The organism is Anaerococcus prevotii DSM 20548 (assembly GCF_000024105.1).
Taxonomy (GTDB): Bacteria; Bacillota; Clostridia; order Tissierellales; family Peptoniphilaceae; genus Anaerococcus; species Anaerococcus prevotii.
Window position 1 is genome coordinate 750293 of record NC_013171.1, and the last position, 12491, is coordinate 762783.

Genomic DNA, 12491 nt, shown 5'->3' on the forward strand with positions numbered 1-12491 from the left:
AAAATTTGTAAACAATTGGAGGAAACATGAAAATATTAGTAATAAACTGTGGTAGTTCATCACTTAAATATCAATTATTTGATATGGCAAACGAAGAAGTTATGGTAAAGGGTCTTGTAGAAAGAATCGGAATCGATGGATCAAGACTTATCCAAGAAAAGGGTGATGATGAATTTATAATCGAAGAAGACATGAAAGATCACACTGATGCCGTAGGTCATGTTTTTGATGCCCTAGTTGATAGTGAAAACGGAGTAATCAAAGATCTATCTGAAATTGATGCAGTAGGCCACAGATTCGTACATGGTGGAGAAAAAATCACAAAATCTTGCCTAATCGATAAAGAAGTAAGAGATGCAATCGAAGAATACAGCAAGTTTGCCCCACTTCACAACCCAGCTAACCTAATGGGACTTGAAGCTTGTGAGAAATTACTTGAAGGTGTTCCAAATGTAGCAGTATTTGACACAGCCTTCCACCAAACAATGCCAGAAAAAACTTTCCTATATGGTATTGATTACAAATACTATGAAGAAGATTCTATTAGAAAATATGGTTTCCATGGAACAAGCCACAACTTTATTACTAACAAGACAGCAGAAATCCTTGGCAAAGACGTAAACGAACTTAATATCATCTCTTGCCACCTTGGTAATGGTTCATCAATCACAGCTGTCAAAGAAGGAAAAAGCTATGATACATCAATGGGACTAACCCCACTTGAAGGACTAATCATGGGTACAAGATCAGGAGATATCGACCCAACAGCTGTAACATATATAATGAAAGAAAAAAATCTTACAGCTGACGAGATGGAAAACATCCTAAACAAAGAATCAGGAGTACTCGGAGTTAGTGGAGTAAGCTCAGACTTTAGAGACCTAGAAGCTGCTGCTAAAGAAGGAAACGAAAGAGCTCAATATGCCCTAGATATGTTTGTAACAAGAGCTAAAAGATATATAGCAGGTTACATGGCAGAAATCGGAAGTGTAGATGCCATAGTATTTACTGGTGGAATTGGTGAAAATTCAATCGGTATGAGAAAAGACATCATGGAAGGATTCGAGCAATTCGGAATCAAGATTGATGATGAAAAGAACAACGTTCGCGGTGGAGCCCACGAAGTATCTACAGATGATTCAACAGTAAAAGTAATGGTCGTTGCAACTAACGAAGAGTTGATGATTGCAAGAGATACAAAATCCATCGTAGAAGCTTGACAAAGAACTCTTATCATTATATAATATAAAAGATTGCTAAACTGATAAGAGGAGGTGTCAAAGATGGCAGTACCAAAGAGAAGAACATCAAAAACAAGAAAAAATAAAAGAAGAGCCTCAGCTTATACTTTGAATAGATCAAACTATGTTGAGTGTCCAAATTGTCATGAGCCAAAACTTCCACACAGAGTTTGCCCAAACTGTGGAGACTATAAAGGCGAAACAATTCTTGATGTAGAGTAAAGATAGTGTTTTACACTATCTTTTTTAATATAATATTTTAAAGAGGGAAAGATGAAGATATTAATTGATACATACGGAGCAGATAAGGGCGAGAAAGTCCTAGTCGATGGGGCTATAAAAGCCCAAGAAAAACGCAACTTTACTCCAGTATTTGTTGGAAATAAAGATAAAATTGAAGAATTAATAGATGGTAGGATAAAAGATTATGAGATTATCCATACAGATGAATTTATCTCTAATGACGAAGATCCAGCCAGGGCTATCAGAAGAAAGAAAAATGCCTCTATAGTATTGGCCTTCGAAAAGTCTAAGGAAGAAGGCTATGATGGTGTGCTTTCTGCCGGATCTACCGGGGCCCTTCTAGCGGGAGGACTTTTCATTGCCAAAAGGATAAAAGGAATCGATAGGGCCTGTCTCGCTACGAGCCTACCTACTCTAGGAGAGACAACACTCTTGATGGATACAGGTGCCAATATGGATTGTAAGAAAGAATTTTTGGAAGAATTCGGATTAATGGGTAAAGTATATCTAGAAAATGTTCTTAATATAGAAAATCCAAAGATTGGCCTACTCAATGTTGGAGTCGAGGAGCACAAGGGAAATAAACTTGCCAAGGAAACATACGCTCTCTTAAAAGAAGCAAATCTCAATTTTGTAGGAAACATCGAAGCAAGAGATTTATTTACTGGCAAGGTCAACGTAATCCTAGCAGATGGTTTCGATGGAAATATTGCTATAAAGACAGCTGAAGGAATCTTTAGCCTTATGGGCAAGGAGCTTAAGGACGTATTTTATAAATCCTTATCTAACAAACTTGCAGCAGGAATCCTTAAGAAGGATCTTAAGTCCATGTTTAATAAGTTTTCTGCTGATGAAGTCGGAGGTGCTCCACTTTTAGGAGTTAAGTCCTATGCTTATAAAGCCCATGGCAATGCCAATGAAATTGCTATTTCAAATGCTATTTTAGGGCTTATGGATTATATAGATAAGAATGTTATTGAAAAAATAGAAGGAGAATTGATTTGATTAGAGAAAGACTTAAAGAATTAGCAGTTGAAAACCTTGATCTCGATCCTAGTGAAATCGACTTTGATAGCAAGATTTCTGATTTAGACATCGACTCTATTGACTTAGTTGATTTTATAATGTTAATCGAGGATGAATATTCAGTAGAGTTTTCTGATGAAGAATTAGATGAGATTGAAACACTTGCTGATATTGTAAGCGTGATTGAGAGCAAAAATTAATGGCTATTTCTAATAATAGACTAAAAAAAATAGAAGAATTTGAAAATAAGATTGGCTACACCTTCAATGATAAAGATTTGATTGATGTAGCCTTTACTCATTCTTCCTATACAAATGAGGTCAAAGGTAAGAAAAAAAGCAACGAAAGACTAGAATTTTTGGGAGATTCTATCCTAGATATGATAGTAAGTGAAGTACTCTTCAAACACTACTCTATGAAGCCTGAAGGCTGGCTAACCAAAACCAGATCAAGACTAGTGTGTACCTCATCATTTGCTAAGGCTTGTGAGAAGTTTGAAATGACGACTTTCCTTAACTTTGGAAATGGGGAAAGACAAGGTGGGGGCGAGCTTAAAAAGCATGTCAAGGCGGATACCTTTGAGGCCGTATGTGCTGCAATATATTTGGACTCTTCTTATGATAACTTGTTCAAATTTTTGAAGGAAAACTATAAGGAAGAAGCCCTAGAGATTATAAATGATGATTCGATTTTCAATGATTATAAGACCAAACTTCAAGAATATCATAATGCAAAAGATAGGAAAATCTTAAAGTATGTTCTAGTAAAAGAAGAAGGCCCAGAACATGAGAAGACTTTTACCATGGCTGTTAAGCTAGGAAACAAGGTATTGGCCCATGGGGTTGGCAAGAATAAAAAGCAAGCAGAGCAAAAGGCTGCCCAAGCTGCATATGAAAAAATAAAGAGAAAAAATGGCTAAGAAAGAATATATAATACCTATTTTTATACCTTTTTTGGGCTGTCCTCATGATTGCGCCTTTTGCAATCAAGTGAAGATTACTAACTTCAAAGACAAGCTGGATAAGGATAAACTAATAGAAGAAATCGAAAAAAATCTTTCATATTTTCCAGAAAAAAGGGCCGATGAACTTGCTTTTTTTGGAGGATCTTTCACAGGGCTTGATGAAGATGTGATGATAGCTTATCTTGATGTCGCAAAGTCTTACAAAGATAAGGGAATTATTGATAGAATCAGACTTTCTACTAGACCTGATTATATAAATAATTCTATTCTAGATATATTAAAAGAAAAAAGTGTGGATGTAATCGAGCTTGGCATCCAGTCCCTCGACCAGAAAGTATTAGACTACAATGAGAGAGGTCACAAAATAGAGGATTCATACAAGGCAAGTGAGCTTATCAAAGAATACGGCTTTAGCCTAGGCCATCAGATTATGCCAGGACTTTTTATGGATGAATATAAAAAATCTATAAAGACCGCCATAGATTCGGCTAACATTGGTCCAGATATGGTTAGGATCTATCCAACTCTTGTGATAAAAGATACCAAGCTTGAAGCTCTTTATAATCTCGAAGTCTATAAGCCACTTGACCTAGATGAGGCAGTCGAGCTTTCTGCTGAGCTTTACATAATCTACAGGGCAAAGTATATCGATGTGATAAGAATCGGCCTACAGACTACTGAAAACATCAATGAAGGTGTTGATGTGGTGGCAGGTCCCTTCCATCCTGCTATCAGGCAACTAACGGAATCCTTGGTCTATAGGAAATATCTAGAAGAGCTTATCGAAAGAGAAAATATAGATAGAGACTTTACCATACACACAGATAACAGAAGTATTTCCATAATTAGTGGCAATAAAAAATCCAACAAGAAATATTTCTACCAAAAATATGGAATAAATCTCTCATTTGAGGCTGATAAGTCTGATTTCATTAGCTTAGAAGATAGAAAGATTAAGCTTGACTTAGATGGATTTATCTACTCTTATGTAAAGGAAACTTACGGTGGTGATTTGATATTAGATTAGAAAATGTAGAGCTTAAGGGCTTCAAGTCCTTCGCTGATAGAACAAAAATTGAATTTGATGAAAAGATTACAGCTGTGGTTGGTCCCAATGGTTCGGGTAAAAGTAATATATCTGATGCTGTAAGATGGGTTCTAGGAGAGCAATCTGCAAAAAGTCTTAGGGGATCTAAGATGAACGATGTTATCTTTCAAGGAGGAGAAAGCTCCAAGTCCCTTAACCTTGCGGAGGTAAACCTAAACTTTTCAAATGAGGATAAGGCTCTTGATCTAAGTTATGACAAGGTAAAAATCTCAAGACGAATCTATAGAGACGGGGAAAATGAGTATAGGATCAATGGTAAAAAGGTAAGACTTAAGGATGTAAGAGAACTTTTCCTAGACACCGGAGTCGGCAAGGAAGGTTATTCAATCATCTCCCAAGGTAGGATTGATGAAATTATATCGTCTTCGCCTAAGGATAGGAGAAATATCTTTGAAGAAGCAAGCGGTATAGCCAAGCATAAGTTTAGACGAGATGAAGCGAGTAAGAAGCTTGATAGGGTAAGCGATGACCTTGAAGTTATTGAAAGAGACTGGGAATATAAGAAAAAAGAACTAGGTCTTCTTAAAACTTATAAGGAAAATTACGGGGAAAATAAGAGATTAACTGAGAAGCTCGACCAGAGGGCGTATTTTTACCTAAAAGATAAGTCTAAAGCCCTCCTAGATGAGAAAAAAGAAGCGAGTGAAAATATCACAAGGCTAGACAAAGAAATCAATATTTCTACGGTAGAGCTTGATAATATTAGAAAAAAACTTGCTCCATTTACAAAAGATTATAAAGAAGTAGAAGAAGAAATAGGGAAAACTAAAGATAGTATAGATAAATATAACAAATCAATAGAGAAATCTAAAAGTAAGCTTCTTCTAAACAAGCAAAAATATGATTATAATTCTAAAGATTTAGAAAGACTTAGATCAAATATTTCATCGAATGAAGAAAAAAGAGAAAAGGGTCAAAAAGACCTAGAAAATGAAGAAAAAAACTTAAATGATAATAGGAAAAGGCTTGAAGAAATAAGCCAAAGTCTTAAAGAAAATCAACTTATAGTAAATAAGACACAAAGTGAATTAAAAGACCTAGTCGCTAAAAACTCTAAGGAAGAATTAAGATTAAATAAACTAGCAAGTGAAATTTATAACTACGAAATAGAGGAAAAATCCAAGGCCATAATTGACGAAAAAAAAGCGAAAGATGCCGAAGAAAGGCTGGCCAAAATTAAAGCTATCGACAAGGACCTATCTATACTTGAAGAAAGCAAAATGAAACTTGAAGATGAGCTTAAAGAAATTACAAATAAGCTAAAAGATTTCCAGAAAAAAGAAGAAGATTATAGGAAAAATCTCTTAAATAAAAGAAAAGAAAGCGATGACTTAGCAAAGGCTAATGCCGAAAATAACATCAATCTTAAGACCTTGATTTCAGAATTTAAGCTTCAAAAGGAAAATCTCGATAAGAATAGGGGATATTTCTATTCTATACAAGATTTTTTAAATAAGACTAAGGACTACGGACTAGACAACTTGTATTTGGATTCCCTTGCTAACCTTATTAGAGTTAAGGAAGGCTATGAGGATGTAATCGACAATCTAATGGGGGCAGGCCTTCAAAACATTGTTACAAGAACTAAGCTTGACACAAGAGAGTTAATCAACTTTGTAAACAAGAATAGATTGGGGAGAATCACCTTCCTTCCTATAGATTCGATAAAATCTTATAGAAAAGATAGGCCAAAAGAGGATGAGGTAATCGCTATGGCCTACGATTTGATCGAAGCAGACCCTGAACTTACAAATATAATAGATCACTTTTTGGGATCGACTGTAGTAGTAAAAGATATTGATAGCGCCGTTAGCCTTTCCAATAAGATAAGAGGCTACAGGATAATCACCTTGAATCTAGATATTATAAATAACTGGGGTTCTATGGTTGCTGGTAATGATAAAAATAGGAAGAAAAATACCAATCTTTTAAATAGAAACAAGAGACTGGCGGAGATTAAAGAGAGGATTCTTTCCTTAAGAAATAAAAAGGATTCTTACAATAAGACCTATAGGGAGATTAGTGCTGATATAAATATCCTTGATGATAAGCTTAAAGAAATTACTAGCCTTATAGAAGAAGAAAGAAACTCATTGAGGGATAGGGAAAACAATCTTTCTTCAGTCAATATAAGAATTGAAAATGCTATCAAGAGAAAAGAGGAGCTTTCTGAAGAAAGCGACTATGATTTAGTCCTTACAGGATCCTTAGATATAGATAGTCTAAGAGAAAATCATGGAAGGCTTAAAGAAGAAATCGAAAATATAAAAGTAACTATCGCAAGTAAAGAAAAGATTCTTAGCCTTAAGGAAAAGGAAAGTATTAATCTTGAAAATACTTCTGCTATGATTACTAGAGATATCAATCTCATCATAAATACAATCACAGATCTTAAAAATTCCCTAAGGGATTTGGATAATTCTAATAGGATGGAAATTAAACTTAAGGGTGAAATCGACGATTCTCTAGGAGAAATTGATAGGGAAGATCAAAATCTTGAAAAGGCAATTAACTTTTCTAAGAAAAAAATAAGAGAAGAAGAAGAAAAACTTAAAATCTTATCAGAAGATAAAAGTAAGATGGAAGAAGAAAATTATAACCTGCTTGATAGAGAAAAGAAAGTCGATGAGAGAATAAAGGAATTAAACATAGAGAAGGTAAAAAGTGACTATGCACTTTCTACTGCGACAAGCAAATATGATTCTATTATCGATGAGATTAGCCCTTTCATTAGCCAAAGCCTAGATGAGATGGATAAGAAATATAGGGACTTAAGCTTTGATAAAGTTAGCAAAAAGTCTTTAGTCGATCTTCAAAGAAAGATAAACACTATTGGATTTTTCGATGAAAACTCGCTAGAGGCCTATAAAGAAGCCAAAGAAGAATTTGATTTCTTGGATAAGCAGATGACAGACCTTGTAAATTCCAAATCAGATATTGAAACCATGATTAAAAGGCTTGAAAAGGATATGAAAGAAGAATTTATCAAAAACTTCAATATAATTAATGAGAAGTTTGCAAGGATTTTCAAGACCCTATTTATTGGAGGAGATGCAAAGCTGGTTTTAGATAGTGACGATAGCTTAAATGCAGGTATTGAGATAGAAGCTCGTCCTCCATCTAAGTCTGCTAAGTCGATTTCACTTTTATCAGGTGGGGAGAAGGCCCTAACAGCAGTGGCCTTACTCTTTGCAATCTTTGAAACTAATCCCGCTCCCTTTGCAATCCTAGATGAGATAGATGCTGCCTTAGATGAGACAAATATTAAAAGATATATAGAATATTTAACAAGCCTATCAGATAAGACCCAATTTATAATGATAACTCACAGGCAGACAACAATGCAACTTGCAGAGAGAATCCATGGGGTTACTATTGGGGATGATGGCAAGAGTCAAGTATACTCTATAGACTTTGCGAAAAATTGAAAATAAGCTTTACAAAAGTACAATAATGTAGATAAGGAGGAAGTATGGCAATTAGAAATATAAGAAAAGAAGGGGACCCTATTTTAAGGAAAACTTCCAAGCTTGTCCCTGAAATTACAGATAGAATTAAAGTTTTACTAGACGACATGGCTGATACTATGTATGAAGCTGATGGTGTCGGACTTGCTGCTCCTCAAGTCGGAATTTTAAAAAGAATTATAGTGGTAGATCCACATGATGATACTACAGGCCTAGTCAAGCTCGTAAATCCTGAGATTATAGAATCAGACGGAGAACAGATTGGTATTGAAGGTTGTCTTTCTATACCTAATTTTAATGCGACTGTCAAAAGGCCAGAACATCTAAAGGTAAAATATTTAGACGAAGAAGGAAACGAGAAAATCTGGGACGCCCATGGTTTTCCAGCAGAAATCTTATCTCACGAAATAGACCATCTCGATGGAATTTTATTTAGAGATAAGGCGATTGAAGAGGTTAAATTCGATACAGAAAATGATTAATATATGTTTTATGGGCAATCCAAAGTTTGCGGTGCGAGCTTTGGATGTTCTTTATAATGATGAAAATATAGATGTCAAACTTGTTGTAAGCTCTCCTGATAAGAAGAGAAATAGGAGGAAAGTTACACCAACAGAGATTAAGAAATATGCTCAGGATAAGGGGATTGATGTCCAAACCCCAAAAACAGTAAATAGCCCTGAATTTGTAGAAGAGCTAAAGGCTTTAGAGATCGACTACATCGTAGTTGTAGCCTTCGGTCAACTCATAGGCAAGGACTTACTTGAAGCCTACGAAGATAGGATTATTAATCTACATCCATCAATTCTACCTGCCTATAGAGGAGCAAGTCCTATGCAGTTTTCTCTATTAAATGGAGATAAGCTAACTGCAGCTACAACTATGCTTATAGAAAAGGGGATGGATTCTGGTGATATACTTATCCAAAAAGAAGTTCCTATAGAGGAAAGTGATGATTACACAAGTCTTGAAGAGAAGTTAAGCGAGATTGGAGCTGAAAAAATCAGAGAAACTATCCTAAACTTTGATGAAGTCTATAAGAATAGACAAAAGCAAGACGATAGCAAGGCGAGTTTCTGTACTAAAATTACAAAGGATATGGGAAGGATCGACTGGAATAAGAATTCTTCAGAAATCATTAACAAAATCAGGGCCTTTGTTGAATATCCTGTAGCCTTTTTTGCTTACGAAGGATCTAATGTTAAGGTTTACAAGGCAGAAATCGCTCAAGGATATGAGGGAAGGCCAGGCTTCGTCTATGAGGCAAATCCTAAGGAAAAGATTGTAATAGGAACAAAAGATGGGGCTATTAGAATAGAGAAAATTCAATTCCCAGGAAAGAAGGCTATGGATACTAAATCCTTCCTCATGGGCAATTCTTTCGAAGAGAAAATTACTTTAGCCAATGAATGATTTAGAACTAATATTAAACTCTCTTGTAAGGATAATCTGCGAGGATAAGAAGAGTAACGAAGAGATAAATTATTTAGAGAAGAGAGTTGGTAATCTACCATACGCAACCAAAGTTATTTATGGAGTCCTAGAAAATAAAATCTATATAGATTATATGATAGGAAAATTATCTAAGATAAAGCTTAAGAAAATCCACAAAAACGTCCTTACCATTCTAGAAATCGGAATATACAATATACATTTTCTAGAAACTAAGGATTATGCCACAGTGGATAAGCTAGTTGAACTTACAAAGAGAAAGAATAGGAGATCATCTGGCTTTGTAAATGCAATTTTAAGAAATTTTATTAGAGATGAGAAGGAAATAGCAAAGATTAAGATAAGTGATGATATAAAGTCACTTTCCGTAAGATACTCTATGCCAGAAGAGATTACTAGATATATATTTGATAATTATGGTATGGATTATACGAAAGACTTCCTCCGCTATAGTAATAATGAGGCGGTGCTTTCTATTAGGATTAATAGATTAAAGACTGATAAGGATAATCTAATTAAAAAGCTAAAAGCTAAGGGATTTGAAATAGAAGTGTCAAAGATAAGTGAAAATGCCCTTTTGGTAAAGAATCCTTCAGGCCTTGTAGCCACTAGTGAGTTTAAGGAGGGGCTTTTTACTATCCAACAAGAAGCAAGCATGAAGACGGTTGAGGTTCTTGATCCCCAAAAGGATTCAAAAATACTAGACTTATGTGCAGCTCCTGGGACAAAGACTAGCTACCTTGCTGAATATACCCGAAATTCTGGTAAAATAATAGCAAATGATATCTCTAAGAATAAGCTAAATCTTATTAGAGAAAATATCGAAAGATTAGGTCTTAGTAATATTGAGCTTGACTCTTTTGATGCAAGTGTCTACAGATCTGATTTTGAGGAAAAATTCGACTATGTCTTGGTTGATGCCCCTTGCTCTGGTCTTGGAGTTATGGCGAGAAAGCCTGAGATTAGATATAACAGAACTATATCTGATATTAAAGTTTTGGCAGAGCTTCAAAGAAAAATTCTAGCCAATGCTATTAGATATCTTAAGCCGGCTGGGATTCTAGTCTATTCAACCTGCACTCTTGGTAATATCGAAAACCTCGATAATTATAATTTCTTAAAAGCAGATGAAAGATTAACTTCTTTAGAGATTGATGGCAAGAAATACCTGGAATTTGTAAGTTTTCTCGATAAAACTGACGGATTTTTTATAAGCAAATTTAAGAAGAAAGATTATGAAAGATAAATTAAATGACAAATCCATAAAGGAATTGGAAGAAATTTTCACCAAAGAAGGCTATCAAAAATTCAGAGCCAAACAAGTTTATAGGCAAATACATGTAAATAAGGTCAATGACTTTAAGCTAATGAGCGATCTATCCAAAGATATGAGGGAGAAATTATCAGAAAAGTATGACTTCCCTAAGATGAAAGTAGAAAAGGAATTTGTATCTGAACTTGATAGTACAAAGAAATACCTATTTTCTCTAGCAGATGGAAATATCATAGAAGCCGTCTTTATGGATTATGATAAGAGAAAGACTATTTGTATATCTTCGCAAGTAGGTTGCAGGATGGGATGTAAGTTCTGTGCTTCAACCAAAAATGGTCGTGAAAGAAACTTAAGTGCAGGAGAACTTATAGAAGAAGTCTATGCACTAGAGAGACTCAATGGAGACATAAATAATATAGTTATAATGGGCATAGGTGAGCCTTTGGATAATTATGAAAATATTAGAAAATTCATCGAAATTATTACTGACGAAAAAGGAAGAAACCTTTCCCATAGGTCCATCACCCTTTCTACTTCTGGCCTAAGCCCAATGATTAGAAAGCTTGCAGACAGTGGCCTTGATGTAAATCTAGCAGTCTCCCTTCACTATGCAGATGATGATAAGAGACGTAAATTTATGCCGATTGCTAACAAATACAGCATTGAAAGTCTAATGGAGGCAACAGATTATTATCTGGATAGGACCAAAAGAAGGGTAAGCTTCGAGTATGTAGTGATTGATGGGGTAAATAATCTTGATAGTGACGTATCTAATTTAACTAGCCTACTTAAGGGCAAAAACGTCCACATCAACTTAATTCCTCTAAATCCAATCGAGGAGTTTTCTTATGATAGGCCCAAATCTACTGCCCTAAGAGACTTTAGGGATAAACTTTTAAAGAAAAAATTAAACGCAACCATTAGAAAGTCGATGGGCTCAGATATCGATGCATCTTGTGGTCAGCTTAGAAATAATTATGCGAGGTGAGCATGAAATTTAGTACAATATCAAATATTGGAAAAATAAGGCAGGAAAATGAAGATGCCTATGCAAATACGACCATTGGTGACTTAGATTTTTTTATAGTTGCCGATGGTATGGGAGGCCACAGTAGGGGAGAAGTTGCAAGTAAGCTAGCAAGCAAGTCTTATATTGACTTTATTGAAAAGGCAAACTTAGATGACTACTCATCCTATATCGACCTTCAAGAGGAAGCTATAAAGTATGCCAACAGCAAGATCTATGAATTGTCAGACGATAGCGAAGGCCTTAGGATGGGGACTACTGTCGTTTGTATGATAATTGATAGGAAAAATGCTACTTATTACATATCTCATGTTGGGGATTCTAGGATTTATATCTACCAGGATAAAAAACTTAGCCTAAAAACGAGAGACCACTCTTTGATTAATGACCTAATAGATACAGGTTCTCTAACAGAAGATGAGGCCGAAAACTTCATTAACAAGTCCGCTATAACCAAGGCTGTTGGCACAGAGGATGTGATAGAGCCAGAAAGTCAGACTTTCTCTATGAAAGATGGGGATGTAGTTTTGATGTTTACAGATGGTTTGTCTAACGAGCTTACAGATGAAGAGATAACTAAAGTAGTTAACGAATCTGATGAGGCATATGATATCTCATCAAGACTTGTTGAACTAGCACTTAATAAGGGTGGTCGCGATAATATAACAGTGACCACGATTTTGATATAAG

The 12491-nt window shown here is 35.2% G+C and carries 12 protein-coding genes; all 12 read left to right on the forward strand.

Annotation, left to right across the window (positions count from 1 at the left end; all coding sequences use genetic code 11):
- The first annotated feature begins 26 nt into the window (after window positions 1–26).
- The 12 genes from APRE_RS03420 (at window position 27) to APRE_RS03475 (ending at window position 12490) form a co-directional block, all read left to right on the forward strand.
- Window positions 27–1220, forward strand: a complete 1194-nt coding sequence (locus tag APRE_RS03420) for an acetate/propionate family kinase (RefSeq protein ID WP_015777604.1) — start codon at window positions 27–29, stop codon at window positions 1218–1220.
- A gap of 63 nt (window positions 1221–1283) precedes the next feature.
- Complete coding sequence (rpmF, locus tag APRE_RS03425; RefSeq protein ID WP_015777605.1) at window positions 1284–1463, forward strand: 50S ribosomal protein L32; 180 nt, start codon at window positions 1284–1286, stop codon at window positions 1461–1463.
- Window positions 1464–1514: 51 nt separating this feature from the next.
- Window positions 1515–2489: a phosphate acyltransferase PlsX gene (plsX, locus tag APRE_RS03430; protein ID WP_015777606.1), complete on the forward strand. Its 975-nt coding sequence runs from the start codon at window positions 1515–1517 to the stop codon at window positions 2487–2489.
- Complete coding sequence (locus APRE_RS03435; protein WP_015777607.1) at window positions 2486–2710, forward strand: acyl carrier protein; 225 nt, start codon at window positions 2486–2488, stop codon at window positions 2708–2710. Before plsX ends, APRE_RS03435 begins: the two co-directional genes overlap by 4 nt.
- A complete protein-coding gene (gene rnc, locus APRE_RS03440) occupies window positions 2710–3429 on the forward strand; it encodes a ribonuclease III (protein WP_015777608.1) in 720 nt (239 codons plus the stop codon). The genes APRE_RS03435 and rnc overlap by 1 nt, the downstream gene beginning before the upstream one ends.
- Window positions 3422–4501 (forward strand): elongator complex protein 3, encoded by a 1080-nt coding sequence (locus APRE_RS03445; RefSeq protein WP_015777609.1) that lies wholly within the window; start codon window positions 3422–3424, stop codon window positions 4499–4501. Before rnc ends, APRE_RS03445 begins: the two co-directional genes overlap by 8 nt.
- 47 nt (window positions 4502–4548) lie before the next feature.
- Complete coding sequence (smc, locus tag APRE_RS03450; protein ID WP_245941943.1) at window positions 4549–8010, forward strand: chromosome segregation protein SMC; 3462 nt, start codon at window positions 4549–4551, stop codon at window positions 8008–8010.
- 44 nt (window positions 8011–8054) lie between these two features.
- Window positions 8055–8531, forward strand: coding sequence for a peptide deformylase (def, locus tag APRE_RS03455; protein WP_015777611.1), 477 nt, complete (start codon window positions 8055–8057; stop codon window positions 8529–8531).
- Window positions 8524–9462, forward strand: a complete 939-nt coding sequence (gene fmt / locus APRE_RS03460) for a methionyl-tRNA formyltransferase (protein WP_015777612.1) — start codon at window positions 8524–8526, stop codon at window positions 9460–9462. The genes def and fmt overlap by 8 nt, the downstream gene beginning before the upstream one ends.
- A complete protein-coding gene (gene rsmB / locus APRE_RS03465; RefSeq protein ID WP_015777613.1) occupies window positions 9455–10747 on the forward strand; it encodes a 16S rRNA (cytosine(967)-C(5))-methyltransferase RsmB in 1293 nt (430 codons plus the stop codon). Before fmt ends, rsmB begins: the two co-directional genes overlap by 8 nt.
- Window positions 10737–11762, forward strand: coding sequence for a dual-specificity RNA methyltransferase RlmN (gene rlmN, locus APRE_RS03470; protein WP_015777614.1), 1026 nt, complete (start codon window positions 10737–10739; stop codon window positions 11760–11762). The genes rsmB and rlmN overlap by 11 nt, the downstream gene beginning before the upstream one ends.
- A gap of 2 nt (window positions 11763–11764) precedes the next feature.
- Window positions 11765–12490, forward strand: a complete 726-nt coding sequence (locus APRE_RS03475; RefSeq protein WP_015777615.1) for a Stp1/IreP family PP2C-type Ser/Thr phosphatase — start codon at window positions 11765–11767, stop codon at window positions 12488–12490.
- Window position 12491 lies beyond the last annotated feature (1 nt).

Bases quoted from the DNA above. Each gene is read 5' to 3' on its own strand.
- APRE_RS03420 (WP_015777604.1), top strand. From the start codon at position 27: ATGAAAATATTAGTAATAAACTGTGGTAGTTCATCACTTAAATATCAA.
- rpmF (WP_015777605.1), top strand. From the start codon at position 1,284: ATGGCAGTACCAAAGAGAAGAACATCAAAAACAAGAAAAAATAAAAGA.
- plsX (WP_015777606.1), top strand. From the start codon at position 1,515: ATGAAGATATTAATTGATACATACGGAGCAGATAAGGGCGAGAAAGTC.
- rnc (WP_015777608.1), top strand. From the start codon at position 2,710: ATGGCTATTTCTAATAATAGACTAAAAAAAATAGAAGAATTTGAAAAT.
- APRE_RS03445 (WP_015777609.1), top strand. From the start codon at position 3,422: ATGGCTAAGAAAGAATATATAATACCTATTTTTATACCTTTTTTGGGC.
- def (WP_015777611.1), top strand. From the start codon at position 8,055: ATGGCAATTAGAAATATAAGAAAAGAAGGGGACCCTATTTTAAGGAAA.
- fmt (WP_015777612.1), top strand. From the start codon at position 8,524: ATGATTAATATATGTTTTATGGGCAATCCAAAGTTTGCGGTGCGAGCT.
- rsmB (WP_015777613.1), top strand. From the start codon at position 9,455: ATGAATGATTTAGAACTAATATTAAACTCTCTTGTAAGGATAATCTGC.
- rlmN (WP_015777614.1), top strand. From the start codon at position 10,737: ATGAAAGATAAATTAAATGACAAATCCATAAAGGAATTGGAAGAAATT.
- APRE_RS03475 (WP_015777615.1), top strand. From the start codon at position 11,765: ATGAAATTTAGTACAATATCAAATATTGGAAAAATAAGGCAGGAAAAT.